We start from the raw sequence: 21597 nt of genomic DNA on the forward strand, positions 1-21597 counted from the left end.
ATGATACTGTGCTGCTATTCATAATACATCCCTTTTTCCGCCAGCTTATCCGTGCGGTATATAAAGCTAAGTATTTCTGCAACTAGCGTATACAGCTCCGGGGGGATTTGCTGATCCAGATCCAACTTAGAAAGCACTTCGACTAAGGCAGCATCCTCTTGTACAGGAACACCGTGCTCTTTCGCTTTTTCCAGTATTTTGTCGGCCAAAAGGCCGCTGCCTTTGGCAGCGACGACCGGGGCGTCTCCTTGGGTGGGATCGTATTTGAGGGCAACGGCTTTTCTAATTTGATAGGGGCGAAGCGGTTCGTTGTTGTCACTCATACTCTAAAATCCACCCCTTTATAGGTTGTCGGCGTGTAAGAAAACGGCGAGCCCGGCTCGTCTCCTCCCATCGCTTCAGGCTCTACGGATGGCAATAGGCCGCTTTTCAAGGAAACTAGCTCGTATCCGGCCGTATTTAACGCCTCCTGGATATCCTCCTGCCTTGCTTCAAGGAACTGGCCCGTCATCTCCGCTTCGGTATATATTTTGAGCATGACCTTCTTGTCAAATATCTGGACGTCAAGCATAATCAGGCCAAGCGATTTCATTTGCAAATCGAACCACAGCCGGCAATTGGCAGGGTCCAGTTCCCCCTTGCGGCCCCGGCGAGACTCGATATGAACGGCCGCCGTCTGCTCGCCGTCCGCCCCGACGAAGGGCAGAAACAGCGTCACCTGCGCAAAGGGGGCGGTGCGATCTGTATTCAGCAGAAGCTGCTGTCCTGTCAGTTGATGGACAAGCTGGCGGGCGGCCTCCTGCAGCGTTGCCGGCAAGTCATCCGCGGCCAGCAGCTGCAGCAGCACGCCCTTCAGCGTCTCGCGGGCCGCCGCCTCCGGCGTGGTGCTGGCTTGCTGTGCCGCAGCGCTCGCAGCTGCTGCGCTATGCGCCTGCGCCCCTGGCGCTGCCGCAGGCGTGGCAGCCCTGTCGGCGCTGCCCGTTGCTGCGCCTGCGCTTGGCGGCTGTGCAGCGCTGGCCGCCTCGCCGCGCAGCGCCGCCGCAGGCGCAGTCTCCGGCGCGGCCGCAGGCGCGCTGCCGGCCTGCCCGCTGCCGCCCGGCGCCTCCGCGCCACCGGCGGCAGCCCGCTGCGCCGCTCCTGCGGCTGGCGGCGCCTCCTGCGCGCCGCTTGGCGCAGCGCGCAGCACCTGCTGCTCGTGCTCTGCACCGAGCAGCTTGAGCACGCGTCCCACCCACGGCTCTGCCTCAGGGGCGGGACGCGTCAGCAGCGCGGGCGAAGGGCCCAAAGGGCCTTCGCCTTGCGCCTGCGCCTGCGCAGCGGGCGCAGTGGGCGCTGCCGCAGGCGTGGCGGCAGCGGCGCCGGCTGCGGCGGTTGGCGCGGCGGCCGGGCTCTGCGGCGGCGGGCTTCCCGCGCCGCGCTCCGCGGCCGCCGCCCCGCCTGGCGGCGACAACGCCGCGCGCAGCTCGTGCAGCACCTGCTGCAGCTTGCCGATCAGCGCCTCGGCTGTTGGCCCTGCGCTTTGCATCGCTGCCTGCCCGCCCTGCGCTGTTTGCGCCGCTGCCTGCCCGCCTGCCGTACCACCCGCAGCTGCCGCTGGGGCCGAGGCGCCGGTAGCAGGAGCCGGAACGGAGCCAGCGCTCCCCGATTGGGATAACGGCTGGCCGCCCGCCGCCTGGCCTTGTGCCTGCGCTGGTGTGGTGCGATTTCCGGCAGCATCTTTTGCCCCGTTTCCTTCGGCTGAGCGCAGCATATTCTCCAGCAATTCACCCAGCGAAGAAAGCAGCTCGTGCAGAGGCGGGCCAAATACGGCCTGATGCAATCCGGCAACGGTCTCTCCCGTAAGCGGAAGCCCCCTTCCCAGCGCAATTCCCGCAGCTTGTATCCATTCCGACATCGGTACAACTGCAGGCTTATGCAAGGCTAACTGCTGTAAAGTTTGCAGACCCTCTTTCGTTAATGGAAGCCCGCTAGCCTGCATCATCTGCACAAGCTCGCGATTTGCAGCCGTATCCTCCAGCCCCATAGCTGCCAAAGCGCTTGCCAGCGAAGCAGCGGACATCGGTGCAGCATTGTTTGAGCCGACCGGCTTTAACACGGCCAGCCCTTCAGCTGACGGCTGCTGTACCTGCAGCAGCGTCGTTTCTCCTTGGCGAAGCGGAGTCTCCAGGGCGGCATGAAGCTTCACGCCTTGTACCTGTATGACCGCTTCTTGACCATCTTCCGAGACACTAAGCACAGTCCCTCTCACGATTTGCCCTGTTTTAAGCTCCAGCGCCCGTGGTTCTCCTGGCCGGGTATCCCCCATTAGACTGCGCAGCAGCGGTCCTATATTCATGAGCATCCTCCTGTGTTCACATCTATGATATGGAAAACCCGCCTTACGCAAGACGGGTCATTAACGAAGCATAGAAAACGTCGTCCGACGTTCTTTCTTACAGAGACAGACCGCGATTCGCAGTAGTTTTTCTTGCTAAATAAGGGGATTCAAACGCTCATTTTTTTATTTTCTATACTTTAAAACAGCGTCTGTTCCTCCACAAACAAATTACGCATAAAACTTTTGCGATGCATCGGTGTCGGTCCTAGTTCGAGAATACGCTCCCGATGTAATTTAGTGGCATATCCTTTATGTGAAGCTATGCCGTATTCGGGATATAGCAGATCCCATTCCCCTTGACATAAACGGTCCCGGGTCACCTTGGCAATAATCGAAGCCGCGGCGATGGACTGACTTACTGCATCCCCTTTAATGACGGCCATCTGCGGTATATCCGTCTCTACCTTCTCCGCATCCACCAGCAGAAAATCCGGTTTTACCGGCAGACGTTCTACAGCCTGCTTCATGGCAAGACGCGTCGCCTGTTTAATATTTAGCCGATCAATTGTCTCCGCATCGACAAGCCCAGTACTTACCGCTATCGCCTGTTCCATAATGATATCGTATAATTTATCACGCTTCTTTGCCGTCAGCTTCTTGGAATCATTTACCTCCTCCAATATTAAGCCATGCGGCAGGATGACCGCTGCAGCCACAACATCACCGAACAAACAACCCCGTCCTACTTCATCAATCCCGGCGATATACTGGAACGAACGCTGCCAATATTCTTTTTCATAAATCAGTAAATCACTCATTGTGCCTCCTTATTACTGCAAGCCCGCTGTCGATTGCTTTATATATTCGTTCATTTATTGTTCAATAGACCTAAAACACAAGCCCGCGCTACGGTTATAACTGTAATATCGGATAGTTAGGGCTATTTATATAGTCCTTGGAACAAAAAAGACCGGGTTCTCCCGGTCAGACGTACTTTAAGTTTGTATAAGGAGCAAAATAATCGATGACAAGCAAAGACATGTGCTAATCAGCCACAAAAACATCACCGTTTGGCGATGAGTCAGCCCTGCCCGCAACAGCCGGTAATGCACTTGACTCGCATCAGCTTCATAAATGGATTTCCCTTGTAAAAAACGCTTAATAACTACAAACAAATTATCGAATATCGGTACGCCAAGTGCCAAAACAGGAATAAACAACGACAGCACCGTAGCTTGTTTGAAAGCACCATCCAGAGCAATTACCGCTAGAATAAAACCGAGAAACGTAGCTCCTGCATCACCCATAAAAATTTTGGCTGGTGGCTTGTTGTAACGCAAATAAGCTAAAGTTACACCAACGAGAATCATAGCCATGATCGCTGAATTCGATTGCGTCTTGGCAACAGCTACGATAAACAACGTAATCGCGGATATTGCGGATAGTCCTCCAGCCAGCCCATCCAGACCATCTGAAAAATTAATAACCGTAGTCACACCGAAAATCCACAATATCGTTAATATAAACTGCAATATTCCAGGTAACACGACGTATTCCCCTGAAATAGGGTTAAAAAAACCGGTAAATGCAATGCCTGAGGCAAAAACGATCACGGCCGCCGATACTTGCACGATCAGTTTTGGCAGAGCGGGGAAATCTTTACCTTTCGTCTTATACCAGTCATCCAGTGTGCCGATGACCAGCAGTAATATTCCGCCGATAAATATAGCTACTGTCTCCATGTTAAATTCCCTGCCAACAACCAAATATGTAACAAAGAATCCAATAAATATGACATAGCTCGCAGTAAGCGGGATCGGCTCGCGATGCAGCTTGCGCTCTACGTTCTTCCGCGGCTTATCTACAAAATCAATTCGGAATGCTAGTCTGCCAAATGGAGGTATGAGTAAATATACTATAAGAAATGACATTACGAATGAGATAAAATATATAATGACCAACACCACCATCATTTATAATCAACAAGATTATACAATTTTCTCGAACAATTGTCGATATGGTCGGCAGCTAGCCGGTCGCCGCCGCTACATATTCTGCCAAATATAAAGAACCGTTCCCTTGGCAGAGAACGGTCAATATTCTTAATAAAGAGGCTTCCAGGGAGTACTTCAATAGGGGGCTTCTAGAGAGTACTTTCCGAGTTTGCCAGCCCGAAGCTCTCGCAGAAGCACGCTTGATGCTTTTTCCAAATCCACACGTCCCCCGCTGGCGAGACAACCGCGTTTACGGCCGACAGCTTCCATCACAGCCACAATTTCATCCGGGTTTTCAAAATCCTGCGGAGCCTCCTCGAGGCCAAAGCGCTCGGCAAGCGGCTCCCAATAATACTTCGCTAAATATTTGACCGCGAAAAAAGCGATATCCTCAACGTTCAATATTTCCTCACGGATGGCGCCTGTGACCGCTAAACGATATCCGACATTCTGATCTTCAAATCTAGGCCATAATATGCCCGGCGTATCCAACAGCTCCATTTCCGTGCCTACTTTAATCCACTGCTGTCCCTTCGTAATGCCCGGCCGATCCCCAGTCGCAGCGATATTCCGCCCAGCTAACCAGTTAATTAACGTCGACTTGCCTACATTGGGAATACCGACAATCAACGCACGGATCGCTCTAGGGTTCATGCCCTTAGCCTGCTGTTTCTCGATCTTATCCTTCAGCAGCTCCCTAGCTAGCGCCGGAATCTCCCTTACGCCTTGACCGCTGGAGGCATCCACTGCAATAGCGGCAAAGCCCTCTCCCTTGAAATAATCAATCCACTCCCGCGTGACCGCCGGATCTGCCAAATCCGCTTTGTTCAGCAAAATCAGCCGCGGTTTTCCTTGCAAAATTTCATCCACCATTGGATTACGGCTGGACAAGGGAAGCCTTGCATCCAACAGTTCTATTGTGACGTCAATCAGCTTCAGCTTCTCTTGAATCTGACGGCGCGCTCTTGTCATATGTCCGGGAAACCACTGTATTGTCAAGTCATCACCTCAGTTCCCGTTAATCCCGATCGGGTGTATTATTTTTGCCTATTTTATGCTTCTATTTATGCTTAATCAATTTAATATCCTTCAATGGCCAGAACACAAGATCCGCTCTTCCTACAATTTCCTTATACGAAACAAAACCGATTCGCCGGCTATCTGTACTGTTCGAGCGGTTGTCCCCAAGTACAAAAATATGCCCTTCCGGAACCGTGCCTTCATGAACGAATTCATTCGGAAAGTTTCCTTCTGTGTTATAAAGCTCATTGTTGTTATGCTTCTCATTTACGACATCTTTAATGTACGTCTCGTCCACGACTTCCCCGTTCACCATGACGGTGTCGCCTTCCACCTGCACTGTATCGCCAGGGACGCCGATTACGCGTTTAATGAAGTCACGGCCCTGTGAAGGCACATGGAATACAACGACTTCGCCGTGCTTCGGCGCACGGATATCATAAAGAATCTTGTTTACGATAATTCTTTCACTTGTATGGAAGTTCGGCTGCATCGACTCCCCATCTACAATGAATGGAGCAAAGAACAGCCAACGGATGAGAAGAACCAACACGACAGCAATTACTATGGCTTTCAGCCATTCCATAGCCTCGTTCTTTTCTTTGCTTGGCGGATCTTGCGGCATGCCGGATTGGCTGCCAGATTGCCCTGTATCCGATTGAAACTGCTGTTCCATAAGTTGCAACCTCACTTTGTCATAAAATATGTACCGAAACGGCTGTTAGTACTTTAGAACAAATAGTAAAGGGGCTTGAAAATACAAGCCCCCCTGGATCGTTAACAAATTAACGACGCGCTTCTTTAATTCTAGCTGCTTTACCGCGCAGTTCACGAAGATAGTACAGCTTCGCACGACGCACTTTACCACGGCGAGCCACTTCGATTCTATCGAGTTTCGGGGAATGAAGCGGGAAAGTTCTTTCCACGCCAACACCGTTAGAAATTTTACGAACTGTAAAAGTCTCACTAATTCCGCCGCCACGACGCTTAATTACAACACCTTCAAACAACTGGATACGTTCACGAGTTCCCTCGATAACCTTAACGTGCACTTTCAAAGTGTCACCAGCGCGAAAGCTCGGAATATCTTTGCGAAGTTGTTCTTGCGTAATCGCTTGTACGATATTCATCTATGACTCCCTCCTTCCACTCAGGTGTTCTTGCCTCTTCCGGAGAACCCCTTGTTCTCCCTCATCATCCGCAGCGGACCACCGAATTCACAACAAGAAAAATTTTATCACATTTAACCAGCGTTAGCAAGTAATAAAAAGAAGTGTAAGCCCTGTACACCTGTCGGTACAAGCCAATAAATACTAATAACAGAGTTTAAAATAAGTCTTTGGTATCTACATAAAAAACAAACTGCGATGTTAAAGGACTACCGTTCAATGCAAAACCAAAAACCATAGTTTGGGTCCCTGGTGAAACTGTTGCTATCTTCAAAGTACCAGTAACTTCACTATCAACTTCGATAGGATCATCCAAAAATCTTTTTATATCATATCCCCAGTTATCATTGATCGGCACATAGAAATATGAAGCACTTGTATTGTATGGTTTCCTATCTTTAATATTTTTATCAGCATGAATACCCCTTAATTCAACTTTGACTCTTCATTTTCTTGCATTATTGACAGTAATGCTAAGGTGGTAATCCCCGTCAACTTTATCTATTAAGTTTAATGAATTATTACATTATCATGTTCAAGAGTTAGTGGAAGCTTCTTAAGAAACACCACAGATGAGTACGGCCCCACATAAAAAAGCAGTGAATAATTTAAATTTTTGGCTTCATTTCTATTCCCCCAGCCCCTAATATTTCCATCATTCTAACACCATCAACCACATAGATAGGGAATTAATGTAAAATAAAGATTTAAATAAAACTTTATCACTTAGCACAACTACAGACATTATTTTAGGATAAGGAAATCAATATAATAATCAATAAACCCTTAAATAAAAAAAGTTATGCAAGAGAATGTGCATCTCTTTGCATAACTTTACTGGATCGGAGTAGCGGGATTCGAACCCACGGCCTCACCCACCCCAAGGGTGCGCGCTACCTGACTGCGCCATACCCCGATTTGATTAATATATGTATATGACAGGGTTAGTAAATAAGACCTAAGCCTAGCAAAATCCCTTTGTATATGAGAAATATTAGCATACTTCACAGGTCAATGTCCAGTATGCTACAGCCTAAAGGCAAAGAGCGTTTACAGCGCCCTCCTCACTGTAAACGCTCTTATTTTTATCGACTTATCGCCCTGTCCTCACTCATTCGGCAAAATCTCGCTCAGCAATTCAATTTCCGCGTCTATCGGGTCAATTAAGTATTCATTCAACATTCAGAATACCTCCTTCGCTGCAAAAGCTAATTCCGGCGGCCGGCGTAAAATTCAAGGATATCGTCTACCGTCAGCATACGATCGTCTTCTCTTCTTCCATGATCTTGAGACTGCTGTTGGTCATTCTGCTCTGTCAGTTCCATGAAGCTCTGCCTCCCAAACGAATAAACGTGATTAGGTGCCTCTAGTTATTTAACCAGAAGCTTCAACCCTGAAACAGTACTGCCCCATCATATGATTTGTTTTCCAGCAAGAAATATACGTGCATATTCATCATATTCAGCATTCGGCAAACAAGTGTCAGTCCTGCATAAAAAATTAATGAATTGTTTACTTTTTCTAAACCTTTTCCATACCTGGTTTCATATACAATAGAGTGGCAAGTTATTGAAAAAGGAGAATCATTATGCATCGGTTTAAGAAATATGCTTTGATTTCGCTAGCTTTCATCATCATCCTTTACTCTGTGGCTGTAGCCAATCCCGGTACCGTCCTCTCGCGCAAAGCCTGCAGCTCTTGGAACTTGATCAAGGATCAAGCTTTTGTAATGACTCATCCTCGTCAGGACGGCAGCCAGAAGCTTCACGCCAATTTCTCGATCCAGCCTGGTACCGCCGAGCAGGTTCCTGTTCTTATGTATCATTACATAACGCCACAGGCCAACAACGATCAGCCGAACAATAATTCAATTATCACCCTGGAAGCCTTCGAGGAGAATATGAATTACTTACACGAGCAAGGGTACTACACAGCTACTATGGAGGAGTTGGAGCAGTATGTGCTCGGCAATGCGCCCCTGCCTGCCAAAACCGTAGTAATTACGTTCGACGACGGCTATCAGAACAACTATATTTATGCTTATCCTATTTTGAAAAAATACGGCTTGCAGGCGACCATCTTCGTCATTGGCAGCAGAATACAGCAAGAGACATCGCCATTTGATCCAGCCAAAAAGAGCTTCCTCTCCTTTGAGGAAATCAAGTCCTCTTCTGACGTATTTGAATACCACAGCCACACGTATGATCTGCATCAAAAAGGGTTTAAGAAATGCGGGCTGGATTATGCCACGGGATTCGATACAAAAAGCCTGACGGCCGATATCGCCAAAATGAAGGAACTTGGCATCGACAGTCCGTATTTTGCCTACCCTTTCGGCGAGAAAAGCACGCAAATGGTTTATTCGCTGCAAGAAAACAATTACCGGATGGCCTTTACCGTCCTCCAGGGCTTCGTTAAACCCGGAGACTCTCTCATGAGGCTCAATCGCCTTACGGTAACCACGGCAACCGATTTTGCGGAGCTGTTGCAAGGCGGACATTAAGAAACTATGTTGATCAGCGTACTTTCAAAGAATCCAAAACCGCAATCAACCGTTAGCCCAACACAAAAAATGACCCTCGCCGCTGGCGAGGGTTTTCTCTGTTTTTCCTTTAAAATACTATTCATCATGCTCCGCTCGAATTTCCTCCAGCCATTTTTGATCCTTTGGAGTAAGCTCCACATGCTCCAGCAAATCAGGACGGCGCAGCCACGTTCTGCGCAGCGCCTCTTTCCGGCGCCAGTCCGCTACATTCGCATGATGTCCGCTAAGCAGAATATCCGGCACCTTCCAGCCCCTGAACTCTACCGGCCGGGTATAATGCGGATATTCCAGCAATCCGGTGCTGAAGGAGTCCGTGATGGCGCTGGTCTCGTTTCCAAGCACACCGGGCAGCAAACGAACGATGCTGTCGATGACAACCATTGCCGGCAGCTCACCGCCGGTCAGTACATAGTCCCCGACCGACAACTCATCCGTAACGAGGTGCTCCCTAATCCGCTCGTCATACCCTTCATAATGGCCGCATATAAAAATGAGATGCTCCTCCTCGGCAAATTCCTCCGCTTTACGCTGCGTGAAGCTCTCGCCCTGCGGACACATCAGGATAATCCGAGGAGCCGGCGCATCCGCTGGCTTGGCGGATAACAAATCTTCGACCGCTCGAAAAATCGGATCTGGCTTCAGCACCATTCCTCCGCCACCACCGTAAGGTGTATCGTCCACCGTACCATGTTTATTTCCTGCATAATCCCGGAAATTAACCGGCCTCAAAGAGACGATGCCTTTTTCCTGCGCTTTGCCCAGAATACTCGTCCCGAACACCCCGGGAAACATTTCCGGGAACAGAGTCAGCACATCAACTCTCATCGTTACAACAGCCCTTCCATAAGGTGAACTTTAACAAGCTTGGCCTGTACATCAACATCAAGCACGACATCATCTATCACCGGAAGAAGCAATTCTTTGCGGGAAGACAGCTGGACGACCCAAACATCGTTGGCGCCCGGACGCAATATCTCCTTGATGACCCCCAGTTCCTGTCCTTCTTCGTCAACGACCCGGCAGCCGATAATTTCATGGAAATAATATTCATTGTCCGGCAACTCAACGGCATTATCCTTAGGCACTTTGAGCTCAAAGCCTTTGTATTTCTCCACATCGTTAATGTTGTCATAGCCTGCAAAACGAACGATGAACATCCCTTTGTTGGGACGCGCGGCGCTGACGGTGACCTCGACCTGCTCCCCGCTCTCCGGATGAACCAGGATCAGACGAGCCTTGGGCGCGAAGCGCACATCTGGAAAATCCGTATGGGATACAATTTTTAATTCACCGCGGATGCCGTGTGTGTTTACGATTTTCCCGACAGAGAGCAATGATTCCGACAATGACTCCGACATAATATCCTCCTTGGTATTATTGATGAATTGCATCTATAATTTTGAGTCTCCCGCCTCTAGCTTCAGCATGTACGAAAAAGGGCTAGGACAGTCATCCTAACCCTCTTTCGTATATATTTAAGATATGATATCTACGGTGACCCGTTTATCCATCTTAACGGCTGCCGATGCTACAACCGTGCGGAGCGCCTTGGCGATTCTTCCCTGCTTGCCAATCACTTTCCCCACATCATCGGGATGCACAGACAGTTCATACACAATCAGGTGTTCCTTCTCCACGACCTCCACACGAACATCGTCCGGATGATCAACAAGAGCCTTCGCAATAACGCCGACTAATTGTTCCATAGGGGACCCTCCGAATCAGCAATTATTTCTGCTGCTTAAGCTCATGAAACTTCTTCATTACGCCTGCTTTGCTAAGCAGATTACGAACGGTATCAGATGCTTGCGCACCGTTCTGAAGCCATTTCAGCGCTTTTTCTTCGTCAATGTTTACTGCTGCCGGCTCAGCGACCGGGTTGTAGTAACCAATTTCCTCGATAAAACGGCCGTCACGCGGGGAACGGGAATCCGAAACCACGATACGGTAAAAAGGAGCTTTATGAGCACCCATGCGTTTCAAACGAATACGAGCTGCCACGAAATTCACCTCCTTCAAAGAATCAACGTTAATATAATGTCAGCTTACCGGAAAGGAAATCTCATTCCTTTGCCCGCTTTAGCCTGCATTTGCTTCATCATTTTGTTGCCTTTGCCTTTCGGCCCCATCATGTCAGAGAACTGCTTCATCATCCGGCGCATTTCATCGAACTGCTTGATCAGCCGGTTCACGTCCGCGAGCGTTGTGCCGCTGCCCGTGGCGATACGCTTGCGTCTGCTGTGGTTGATCATGTCCGGATTCTGCTTCTCTTCCTTGGTCATGGAATGAACGATCGCCTCAACGCGTCCCATCTGCTTCTCATCGACCTTAATATCCTTCATCTGCTTCATCTTGCCCATGCCGGGAATCATGTCCATGATCTGATCCAGAGGACCCAGCTTCTTGACCTGTTCCATCTGCTCTAGGAAATCGTCGAACGTAAACTCTGCATTACGCATTTTGCGTTCCATTTCCTTCGCTTTCTCGGCGTCGATATTTGACTGGGCCTTCTCAATCAGCGAGAGCATATCGCCCATGCCGAGAATCCGCGAAGCCATCCGCTCGGGATGAAACGGCTCAAGCGCGTCGATCTTCTCGCCAAGCGCCGCGAACTTGATCGGGCATCCGGTCACCGCTTTGACAGACAATGCCGCACCGCCGCGGGTATCGCCGTCCAGCTTGGTTAGCACGACGCCTGTCAGCTCGAGCTGCTGATTGAAGCTATCCGCAACGTTAACGGCATCCTGACCGGTCATTGCATCAACAACAAGCAGCACTTCATCCGGCTGTGTCACTTCGTGAATCTGGCGAAGCTCCTCCATCAATTCCTCATCGACATGCAGGCGCCCCGCTGTATCGATAAGCAGGTAATCGTTGCCGTTGTCCTTCGCATGCTGCAGCGCCTGACGGGCAATCTCTACCGGACTGTTGCCTTCCGGAAGCGTAAATACGGGTACTTTGATCTGTTCGCCAAGCACCTGCAGCTGCTTAATGGCCGCCGGGCGGTAAATATCCCCGGCCACGAGCAGCGGACGATGGTTGCCCTTCAACAACAGCTTAGCCAGCTTGGCTGAGGTTGTCGTCTTCCCTGCGCCTTGCAGACCCGCCATCATGACGACGGTCGGCGGACGATTGCTCTTGGCCAGCTTGGCCTGGCTGCCGCCCATGAGGTCAGTCAGCTCTTTGTTAACAATATCAATAATGACCATACCTGGCGTGAAGCTGTCCATCACTTCCTTGCCGACGGCCTTCTCCTTCACCTTGGAGATAAATTCCTTGACCACTTTGAAGTTGACGTCCGCTTCGAGCAATGCGAGCCGTACTTCCCTCATCGCTTCATTAACATCGTCTTCCGATACTTTGCCTTTGCCGCGCAGCTTGCTGAATACGCTCTGCAATCGGTTCGTTAAACCTTCAAAAGCCATCTTCGGTCACCTCCGCTTCAAGGATTGAATACTTCAAAATCGAATACTTCCGGCAAACCGACGGAAGTCTGCTTATCCTATCATAATTGCTTTACCTGGTCGAGCAGGTTCCTTGCTTTCTCTTTATGTACGGCGGGCAGCTCGCTACCTGCGATAAGTTCCCCCAACCGGACAAGCACGGCGCTTCGCTCCTCATGCTTATGGAGCAGCCCCAGCTTCTCCTCATAAGCCTCCAGCATGCCTTCAGCCCGCTTAATGTGCTCATAAACGGCCTGCCTGCTAATGCCAAACTCGGCAGCGATTTCACCCAGCGAGAAATCATCATGGAAATAATATTTAAGGAACGTCTGCTGTTTCTCAGTCAGCAGCTTCTCATAGAAATCAAACAAAAGGTTGATCCGATTCGTCTTCTCAAGCCTATTCTCCTGACTCATATGGGCACTCCCTCCGTCAAGGAAAAACACTTTACAGCGCGTATCAACGTTCTTTATGATACATAATCAAAAGTAGGATGTCAAGTACTTTCCCTTAACATATGATCAGCTCATTTAACATCATTGAAATAACTGCTATTTGCTGCACTTTTGCTGCTTATAGAGTAGTAGCATAAATACGACGGAAAACCCCGATCGGGCTTTGCGGCCCGCCGGGGTTTTGAGTTTTTTATAGCGGCAGCAGTGTTGATTCTGAAGTATGTTCACTGTTGCCCCCAACTATTGTTCCAGCTATGACAGCTATGGTTAGCTGTTTGCTGTTCCCTTATTGCGAAAAATCAGTCCAGCCTTCATTAATCCGCTTTATGATATCAAGCGGAACCTTCGGTTCCCGGTTCCAGGTCAGCAGGCCGCAGATTTCCGTTTCTGTGTCGGTCAGCTGTGTGTAGCAGTAGCCTTGAACCAGTTTGGATACGAGGAATGGATGAATGACATCCACCAGCTGCTGCACAAACTGTGCTTCATTCTCCGCCTTCGGCTCCACGACGGGGGCATCGGGTTCACAGTGATAATTTACGCCGCCGAATTCGGTACAAAGCACCGGTTCCCCCTGGTAAGAAAATCCGGGGTTGTATATAAACTTCCTGCCTTCCAGTCCCGGCATATCCGCAAGGACATGTTCAATACTCGAGTAGCGCTTATGGAGAACTTCAGGATCTTTGCCGTAGTCATGCACTGTGCATAAATCCGACTTGCAGTGCTCCCAGCCGTCATTTGAAATCACCAGTCTCGTTGAATCCACCGATTTGGTGAAATGGTACAGGGATTGGGCGTGGTGCTGCTGCTTCTCGTTATAATAAATATCGGCAACGCCCCAGCTCTCGTTCAATGGAACCCAGACGACAATGGAGGGATGATTATAATCCCGCTCGATGACTTCCTTCCATTCATCCATCATCCGATGAGCATACTGTTCGCTATATACATAAGCCGCTGCCATTTCACCCCATACTAAAGCCCCCAGCTTATCGCACCAGTACAAATAACGCGGGTCAGCGACCATCATATGTTTGCGCAGACCGTTAAAACCCATCGCTTTGCATAATTCTACATCCCGGCGAATAGCTTCGTCCGTCGGCCCGGTCAACAAGCTCTGTGGAAAATATCCCTGATCCAGAACAAGCTTCATCTGATAAGGGCGATTATTAAGACAAAGTTTTCCGTTATCGGCGGATATCTTTCGCATTCCGAAATAGCTTTCGATGCGGTCGACGACAATTCCATCTGCCTTTAGTTCAAAGGTCACATCATACAGATTGGGCTTCTCGGGCGACCACCAGCGGCCCATTCCATGATCGTTAAAATCCCGCAGATTTACGCGCCAAGCTTCCACGCCCGCTAATATTTTTCTGCACTCTTCCGAGATAACTTCACCCTTGAATTCGATCCGTGTCATCAGTTCAACCTGAGAACACTCGTTCCAGCCTTCCACAAAAGACTGTATCTCAATTTCGTTGGTATCCAGGTGCGGAGTGAAACGGACCTTCTCCAGATGGGTTTCTTCTACAAATTCAACCCAGACGGATTGCCAGATGCCCGTCATGTTCGTGAACCACATTACTTCGCCCTTTTCTTTCCAGTATTGCTTGCCTCTTGGAATCGTCAAATCTTTCAAGTAATCCTGCGCCATCACAGTAATCACATTTTGATCCGGACCGATCAGTTCGGTGATATCCAATGAAAAGGAGGAAAATCCGCCGCGATGGTTTCCGGCGCGCTGGCCGTTCACCCAAACCCGGCATTCGTAATCGACCGCACCAAAATGCAATATCACGCGTTTTCCGGCATATTTATCAGGAATGGTGAACAGCTTTTGATACCAGACACGTTCATGGTTTTGTTTATCTTCAATCCCGCTTAGCTCACTCTGATAGCTAAAGGGAACCGTAATCTCAAGCGGGAACTTCCCAGTTCCGGTTCCTTGATACCACTTCTCCCTCAAGCCTAGGTTATGGTCATCGAAGGCAAACGACCACGCTCCGTTCAGGCTCTGCCAACAATCCCTTACAAATTGGGGACGGGGATATTCCGGTCTAACGGTTGTCATAATCGCTCCTCCAAATCAAATTTGCCTTCGTTCATCTTCCGAATCGTTTCCAGCGGAATCTTAGGCTCACGGTTAAAGTCCAGCAATCCGTTAATCTCCTGTTCCACATCGGTTAACTGAGTATAGCAATATCCCTGAATCAGCGGCGAATCGTGCATGGCTTTGATGACGGCATACACCCGCTTTTTGAAATCCGCCTCATCACTGGCGCCCGAGTAGCCCCAGCCGCTCGTTTCGCCTTTCTGAAAGGAAATCCCCCCAAACTCTGTCATCAGGATCGGCTGACCCTCATATTGATAGCCTTTCACATAGACATCCCGATTTTGAGGTGCATCCAGCGCTGAATCGATTTGACTGTACTTTGCCACCAGCTTGCCGTAGTCCCATTGATAATCGTGAATAGTGCATAAATCCGACTGAACATGCTCCCAACCGTCATTCGAAATCACAAGCCGGGTTGTATCTAGCGATTTCGTCAGGTGGTACATAGCTATCGCATGCTGGCGCTGTTGATCATCCACCTTGATGTTCGGAATACCCCAGCTTTCATTTAAAGGAACCCAAACGATAATGGACGGGCTGTTAAAATCACGGTTCACTGCTTCAATCCATTCTGAAGTAAATTTCTGTACGTACTCCTCACTGAAGGCAAACGCGTTCGCCGCCTCTCCCCAGACCACAAGTCCCAATTTGTCGCACCAGTATAGGAAACGTGGATCTTCAATTTTCTGATGCTTTCGGACGCCGTTAAACCCCATCAGCTTGGTCAGCTCTACATCCCTTTTCAATACATCGTCCGAAGGCGCGGTGAGAATGCCTCCCGGAAAATATCCCTGGTCCAGAACGGCCTTCATATAGAACGGCCGGTTGTTCAGGCACAGCTTACCGCTATCGACCGATACTTTACGCATTCCAAAATAGCTGTGTACGACATCGGTCTCGGTTCCGTTGACATAAATCCGATATTCTACGTCATACAAATTGGGATGCTCCGGGCTCCACCATCGTCCCATGCCGTGATCGTTAAAATCATGCAGCTCTATTCGGCGTTTTTGCTTGGCGGTGATCATTTTGCATTCATCATCCGCTATGACTTCACCTTCAAAGGAGATACGAGTTCTGACCTTGATGTCCGTTTCGTCCGACCAGCCTGCGACGACAAATTGAATGCCGATCTCATTGCGGTCAATGTCTGGATAATAAAAAACGCGGCTTAAATGAATTTGATCCACCGCTTCAATCCAGACCGACTGCCAGATGCCCGTCGTCGAAGTGTAAAAGATCAGTTCGGATTTTTCCTTCCAGAATTGTTTGCCGCGAGGCAAAGTGACGTCTTTGCTGTAATCACGCGCCTGCAGCGTGATATCGTCAGAACCGTCCCGGCGCAGCAGGTCCGTAATATCCGCTGAGAAGGGGGTGTGTCCCCCCCCATGGACAGCAGCCAGTTGCCCGTTCACCCAGACCCGGGCCTCATAATCAACGGCTCCAAAATGCAAAATAATGCGCTTACCGTTCATCTCCCGTGGAATCTCGACTTTTCTTTTATACCAGACAGTGTCGTGAAATTCCGGAGTTCCAATTCCGCTCAGCTCGCTCTGATAACAGAACGGAACCTGAATCCGCTGCTCGAGAATCCTGTCCCCATACCATTGTTCAGCAAGTCCTACCTGCTCATCATCAAATTGAAATTGCCATTCTCCATTGAGGCTCATCCATGCGGATCGTTCAAATTGCGGGCGTGGATAGTCCTCCCGCGGATACATGCTGTTCATGATGTTATCTCTCCTCACTCACTCATTCAAAGGCCCAAACCAACGGCTTTGATTTCTTTTATAAAATTTTGCTCCATTTCATCAAGCGCTGCTTGGGGGGTCATCTCTTCCCTTAACACGGCCTGAATCGCATTCTCCATAATGTCACACAGCTTAGCGGAGACAAACGGCACGTCCGGATCGACCAGGATTTTGGCTCCCGACAAGGAGTCCAGCAATGCTGGATACATCGGATTGGAGGCCAGCACCTCCGACCGATTGTAATTCGAGGTCCGGGTAGGATCCATTGTATTGTTGATTTTCAGCAACTCTCCATCCTTCGATGTTACGTACTCCAGAAATTTGTAGGTGGCTTCCGGATACTTCGCCGTATTGGTCATAGCTATAGCCCAGCCGCCCATCGTAGGGGAGCCTCCTGGCGTTACGCCGTAGCCCACCTTGCCTTTGACCTTCGAGTTATCGCTTTCAATCGTGCTGTAAAGTCCCGGCCACTGTTCCATCATGGCGACCTCGCCGCTAGCGAATAAGGCATTTGCTTCATCCCATCCTAATTGAAGCCACTCGGCTGGTGCGTACTTTTTCAGCTCCAGCATAGTTTCCATCGCTTTCAAGCCCGCTTCATTATTGAACTCAGGTTTGAATTTCTCATCAACATCATTACCGCCGAAAGCGGCCAACCGGTTCTGCCATATCAAACGGCTATTGGTTTTGGAGGCCATGGAGCTGTATCCGTATTTGGTCGGAGAATCGGGATTGGACTTCTGTGTGAAAAACTCGGCTACCGTCAGGAAATCCTCAACAGTGGTCGGTACCGCCAGGTCCATGCCCGTTTTTTCCTTATACTGCTTTTGAATTTCCGGGTCCTCGAACAAATCTTTGCGATAGAAAAACAACTGTGAATCCGGTTTGTAAGGGAACGCTACCATTCTACCTTTATAGAGGCCGTAACTCTCCCATAAGCTTGGAATGAAATCGTCAATATCCAGATTTGGACTGGCAATAGTATTAATGTACGGTTGCAGATCCTGAATAAGACCGCCCTCCGCATAGCCGTGAACATTCGCCACCGGCATCAGCACCGCATCGAAATGATGGCCGGTATTCAAATCCAATTGAATTTTTTCAACGTCGTTTCCGGCAGGAAAACTCTGTATTTCAACCGTAGCCCCGGAGGCCTCTTCAAAATACTTCGCGGCATTCTTCAGTGCATCGGCAAAGTCTCCTGTACGTGTGGCAACCACAATCTTCTGGCCTGCATACTGACCGCCGAGTGTTCCGCCTCCGTTCAAGTCGGTTAATTTAATGCCGAGCACATCTGGAGCCTCCACCGTCACTTCCTTGAACTCGCCTTCCGGCTGGGGAGACTTGCCGGATTCAGTAGTTTTGGGGCTGCATGCACTAAGTACAATGGTTAATGTCAAAAAACATAAAAGGATGACATTGAATTTTTTCTTCATGAAAACATTCCTCCCGTAATAGTTAAATGAGCCTGGGCCGAACTGGCACCGATTTTTTATCCCTTTACCGCGCCTGCCGTAATTCCAGCCTGCACATATTTTTGCGTCGTTAGTGCGAGAATAAGCGCTGGGATGAAAGCGATCGTTCCGGCTGCAGCCAGGGTTCCAAATGGCGTATCTTTTTGCAATTGAATCATTCCGCTAATTCCGAGCGGAAGTGTTTTGTTCTGATCAGTAAAAATCAATACAAGCGAAAGGCTAAACTCATTGTACGCGGCCAGAAATACCAGAATAGCAGCCACAACAATCCCTGGAACGATAAGGGGCAGCGCGATTCTCCAGTAGGTGCCAAACTCACTGCAGCCATCGATCTTGGCCGCTTCAAACATCTCGGTTGGCAGTTCGTCAAAGAATCCCATAAACAACCAAATGGCCAGCGGAAGCGCGGCAGTGATATACACGATAATGAGCCCGAACAATGTGTCGAGTATCCCCAGCCTTTGAAAGATAATATAATACGGAATAATAAACACCAGTCCAGGAACCATACGCATCACAATAATGGCATACTGCCAAAAAGCACGTCCCTTGAACTTAAAGCGTGAAAATCCATATCCGGCAAAGGTAGCGACGATAATGGCACACAATGTGGTGGTGACGGATACGATCAGGCTGTTGATAAAATACGTACCGATTTGATGCTTTGTAAAAACCTCGGCATAATTTTGCAAACTCCAGCTGGAAGGAAAAAATTCAGGGGGTACCTTCATAATTTGTCCGGCCGATTTAAACGAGGTCGTAACAGCCCAATAGATGGGAAATAAAAATACAATTACAAACAGAGCAAGCAGCAGGTAGAGTATGACTTTTTCGACATTTTGTTTTCGCACAGTTATCCCCCTTGCTACTGCCGATCTTTTCGAATTAGTTTCAGGAATATAAGCGTAACTACAATGATAATGACAAAGAAAATTATGGCTCCTGCAGAACCCGCCCCCACATTCATATACCGGAAAGCGGTTTTGTATATCATCGTTCCCATTGTCTCTGTCGTGTCTCCGGGGCCGCCATCAGTCAAAATCATGATGGAGTCGAAAATTTTCAAAGCATCCATTACACGCAAGGAAACGACTAGGGCAATGAAATTCCGGATCAGAGGAAGCGTTATCTTAAAAAAGACTTTCACGCGATTGGCCCCGTCTATAAATGCACTTTCATAAATATCCCGCGGCACTGTTTGTAAAGCGGCGATCAGAATCAACATACAAAAGGGCGTCGCTCCCCAGACATCAATAATGATGACTGCGATTTTCGCAGGGAGTGTCTCCCCCGTCCAAGCAACTGCTTTCAGACCCAAAGCTTCAATGAGGTAATTAATAGGGCCATATATGGCGCCGAACATAATTTTCCACATGGTGGTTGATACAACAGGCGCCAGCATCATGGGCAGAATAAACAGACTCTTGAAGATTTTTGTCTGCCTGCTTACCTTCTCATTGTTTAGAGTTAGCGCCAGTATCATCCCCAACGTCACATTCAGCAATACGGTAAAGAAGGTAAAAACCATCGTCCAACCGATGGACTTCATAAAAGGACCGTTAGTCAACATATATTTGTAATTGTCTAACCCAGTCATCCGAATCATCGTATTAGGCAAAGATAAGTTATAGTTCAATAAGCTGATGTAAATGGAGTAAAACAATGGAACGATGGCCAATAAAGTGATGAGTATAACAGCTGGTCCGATAAAGACATAGGGTAGTGCTCGCTCGGATATTTTTTTAACAGCCCCCGTTTCTTGCTTCATGAAATGTTCACCTTCATTCCCCTTTGGATACGCTCTCACTTTTCAAAAGATAGCTTACAGCTAAACTCCTTCTTCTAAGAATTTTATTTTCCCCGTTCACCACCTAACTGAAAAATTTTATATTGCCTGTTCACACAATATATACTAATATACTTTAATATAATTATATATACTAAATATAGTATAAAGTTTTGTTTTTTCGACATTTTCCCCTGTTTTAGAACATAATTCGACGATTCAAACAGTATATTCACCTCAGTTTTTGGATAGGTAGACTTTGTTGTATGCTATCTATATAATCAACTTAGTATATAAATTAAATTTAGGTGTGATCATTCAATATGAAAGAACAACCTCTATACAAACAGATTCAGGAGAAAATTAAGGAACAGGTTAGGCTGGGCATTCTTCGGCCGGGAGATCGGGTAGGCTCAGAGAAGGAATTGTCCCAATTGTATCGCGTCAGTCAAATTACGACCAAAAACGCCCTGATCGGCCTCGCTGAGGAGGGTTGGGTTAACCGGATCCAGGGAAAAGGGACCTTCGTCTCGCCTCAATCCGCGCAAATGCGTCCCGCACCCGCCAGTCCGACCTTGATCGGAGTTATCTTTCCAAGCATGAAAACACGGGTGGATCAGCAATTACTTAACTTTATCGAACAATATGCCTATGAGGAAGGATTTCAGATTTTACTGCGGATAACTAGGGAATCGGCGGAGGGAGAAACGCAATCCGTTCGGCAACTCATGGATATGGGGATCAAGGGCCTGATTATTTTCCCGACCGAAGCGGAGATTTACAACGAAACCATCATTCAGCTGTCATTCGACAAATTTCCCGTCGTGTTGATTGACCGATTCTTTAAAAACATTCGTGTCTCCCGTGTAACCACGGATAACATCCAGGGAACCTTTGACGCCATCACCTATTTGTTGAATAAAGGGCACCGGCATATCGCCTACATTTCGCCTGAAATCACGAACTCGGTCACCGAAGACCGGGCTGCCGGTTATGAGAATGCCTATTTGGAACAGCAATTCCCCATCGACAAGACGCTTTGGTGCTTACTGAGCTTGCAAACGATTCAGCAAGGCCGGGCAAAGGATGAAATCGCTGAGTTTTTAAAAGAAAGAGAGCATGTTACGGCTATTTTCACTGTAAATGTCCAGCTGGCCCATTTTGTTTACAACTATTTAAGGGATTATGATCTTTTGGACCGCATTGAGCTTATTACCTTCGACGATCCCGAGTTGCCGGACGTTTCTTATGTAGCACAAAACATTGAGGAAATCAGTCAAAAAAGCATTGAGTTTCTAAAAATCCAGCTCCAGGGAACGGAAGCGCCGCTACAGCATCTTGAACCCGCAACGCTCCGCCTGAAAAACGAATCATAACCCTGAGGCTCCTCACCTATTAACGCTCAAAAAAGCCATACCCCCTTTCACCTACAGAATGTGCTAACTAAACATCATTCTAAAGAAAGGATTGGGTATGGCTTCGTTAACGATTAGCTGCTGAAATTTAACGAACGGAATGAAGTCGCCAAACTT

Annotated in this window: 20 protein-coding genes and 1 tRNA gene; 2 read left to right on the forward strand and 19 right to left on the reverse strand. The window is 48.5% G+C overall.

Features of this window, described 5'->3' with window-relative positions; genetic code table 11:
* Nucleotides 1-14 precede the first annotated feature (14 nt).
* The 8 genes from G358_RS0115205 to G358_RS0115245 form a co-directional block, all read right to left on the reverse strand.
* Entirely contained in the window at nucleotides 15-323 is a 309-nt protein-coding gene (locus tag G358_RS0115205) for an EscU/YscU/HrcU family type III secretion system export apparatus switch protein (protein WP_019638096.1), read from the reverse strand.
* Nucleotides 320-2335: a flagellar hook-length control protein FliK gene (locus G358_RS0115210; protein WP_019638097.1), complete on the reverse strand. Its 2016-nt coding sequence runs from the start codon at nucleotides 2333-2335 to the stop codon at nucleotides 320-322. Before G358_RS0115210 ends, G358_RS0115205 begins: the two co-directional genes overlap by 4 nt.
* A gap of 179 nt (nucleotides 2336-2514) precedes the next feature.
* The gene (locus G358_RS0115215) at nucleotides 2515-3135 is read right to left on the reverse strand and encodes a ribonuclease HII (protein WP_019638098.1); all 621 of its coding nucleotides are present in this window, start codon (nucleotides 3133-3135) and stop codon (nucleotides 2515-2517) included.
* A 177-nt stretch (nucleotides 3136-3312) separates the two neighbouring features.
* A complete protein-coding gene (locus tag G358_RS0115220; protein WP_205621544.1) occupies nucleotides 3313-4287 on the reverse strand; it encodes a glycosyltransferase family 4 protein in 975 nt (324 codons plus the stop codon).
* 159 nt (nucleotides 4288-4446) lie between these two features.
* The gene (ylqF, locus tag G358_RS0115225; protein WP_026342281.1) at nucleotides 4447-5310 is read right to left on the reverse strand and encodes a ribosome biogenesis GTPase YlqF; all 864 of its coding nucleotides are present in this window, start codon (nucleotides 5308-5310) and stop codon (nucleotides 4447-4449) included.
* A 61-nt stretch (nucleotides 5311-5371) separates the two neighbouring features.
* Nucleotides 5372-6007: a signal peptidase I gene (gene lepB / locus G358_RS0115230; RefSeq protein WP_019638101.1), complete on the reverse strand. Its 636-nt coding sequence runs from the start codon at nucleotides 6005-6007 to the stop codon at nucleotides 5372-5374.
* Between the two features lie 109 nt (nucleotides 6008-6116).
* Nucleotides 6117-6461: a 50S ribosomal protein L19 gene (gene rplS, locus G358_RS0115235; protein ID WP_019638102.1), complete on the reverse strand. Its 345-nt coding sequence runs from the start codon at nucleotides 6459-6461 to the stop codon at nucleotides 6117-6119.
* An 877-nt stretch (nucleotides 6462-7338) separates the two neighbouring features.
* Nucleotides 7339-7417 (reverse strand) — tRNA-Pro (locus tag G358_RS0115245).
* Nucleotides 7418-8088: 671 nt separating this feature from the next.
* Between G358_RS0115245 and G358_RS0115255 the strand changes: the two genes are divergently transcribed.
* A complete protein-coding gene (locus tag G358_RS0115255; RefSeq protein WP_019638104.1) occupies nucleotides 8089-9003 on the forward strand; it encodes a polysaccharide deacetylase family protein in 915 nt (304 codons plus the stop codon).
* Nucleotides 9004-9120: 117 nt separating this feature from the next.
* Here the strand turns inward: G358_RS0115255 and trmD are convergent, their stop codons facing one another.
* The 11 genes from trmD to G358_RS0115315 all read right to left on the reverse strand — a co-directional run bounded on the left by trmD (nucleotide 9121) and on the right by G358_RS0115315 (nucleotide 20047).
* Nucleotides 9121-9870: a tRNA (guanosine(37)-N1)-methyltransferase TrmD gene (gene trmD, locus G358_RS0115265; protein ID WP_019638106.1), complete on the reverse strand. Its 750-nt coding sequence runs from the start codon at nucleotides 9868-9870 to the stop codon at nucleotides 9121-9123.
* A gap of 2 nt (nucleotides 9871-9872) precedes the next feature.
* Nucleotides 9873-10391: a ribosome maturation factor RimM gene (gene rimM / locus G358_RS0115270; protein WP_026342282.1), complete on the reverse strand. Its 519-nt coding sequence runs from the start codon at nucleotides 10389-10391 to the stop codon at nucleotides 9873-9875.
* A 129-nt stretch (nucleotides 10392-10520) separates the two neighbouring features.
* Entirely contained in the window at nucleotides 10521-10751 is a 231-nt protein-coding gene (locus G358_RS0115275) for a KH domain-containing protein (RefSeq protein ID WP_019638108.1), read from the reverse strand.
* Nucleotides 10752-10773: 22 nt separating this feature from the next.
* Entirely contained in the window at nucleotides 10774-11046 is a 273-nt protein-coding gene (gene rpsP, locus G358_RS0115280; protein WP_019638109.1) for a 30S ribosomal protein S16, read from the reverse strand.
* 44 nt (nucleotides 11047-11090) lie between these two features.
* A complete protein-coding gene (ffh, locus tag G358_RS0115285; RefSeq protein ID WP_019638110.1) occupies nucleotides 11091-12470 on the reverse strand; it encodes a signal recognition particle protein in 1380 nt (459 codons plus the stop codon).
* Nucleotides 12471-12550: 80 nt separating this feature from the next.
* Complete coding sequence (locus G358_RS0115290) at nucleotides 12551-12904, reverse strand: putative DNA-binding protein (protein ID WP_019638111.1); 354 nt, start codon at nucleotides 12902-12904, stop codon at nucleotides 12551-12553.
* A 325-nt stretch (nucleotides 12905-13229) separates the two neighbouring features.
* Nucleotides 13230-15011: a glycoside hydrolase family 2 protein gene (locus G358_RS0115295; protein ID WP_019638112.1), complete on the reverse strand. Its 1782-nt coding sequence runs from the start codon at nucleotides 15009-15011 to the stop codon at nucleotides 13230-13232.
* Nucleotides 15008-16783, reverse strand: coding sequence for a glycoside hydrolase family 2 protein (locus tag G358_RS0115300; RefSeq protein WP_019638113.1), 1776 nt, complete (start codon nucleotides 16781-16783; stop codon nucleotides 15008-15010). The genes G358_RS0115295 and G358_RS0115300 overlap by 4 nt, the downstream gene beginning before the upstream one ends.
* 26 nt (nucleotides 16784-16809) lie before the next feature.
* Nucleotides 16810-18240: an ABC transporter substrate-binding protein gene (locus G358_RS0115305; RefSeq protein ID WP_019638114.1), complete on the reverse strand. Its 1431-nt coding sequence runs from the start codon at nucleotides 18238-18240 to the stop codon at nucleotides 16810-16812.
* Between the two features lie 56 nt (nucleotides 18241-18296).
* Complete coding sequence (locus G358_RS0115310) at nucleotides 18297-19130, reverse strand: carbohydrate ABC transporter permease (protein WP_019638115.1); 834 nt, start codon at nucleotides 19128-19130, stop codon at nucleotides 18297-18299.
* A 14-nt stretch (nucleotides 19131-19144) separates the two neighbouring features.
* Nucleotides 19145-20047: a carbohydrate ABC transporter permease gene (locus tag G358_RS0115315; protein WP_019638116.1), complete on the reverse strand. Its 903-nt coding sequence runs from the start codon at nucleotides 20045-20047 to the stop codon at nucleotides 19145-19147.
* Between the two features lie 341 nt (nucleotides 20048-20388).
* Here G358_RS0115315 and G358_RS0115320 point away from each other — a divergent pair, with 341 nt between their 5' ends.
* Entirely contained in the window at nucleotides 20389-21441 is a 1053-nt protein-coding gene (locus tag G358_RS0115320) for a GntR family transcriptional regulator (RefSeq protein ID WP_019638117.1), read from the forward strand.
* Nucleotides 21442-21597: the final 156 nt, after the last annotated feature.

The sequence above is a fragment of the Paenibacillus fonticola DSM 21315 genome (assembly GCF_000381905.1).
Lineage (GTDB): Bacteria > Bacillota > Bacilli > Paenibacillales > Paenibacillaceae > Fontibacillus > Fontibacillus fonticola.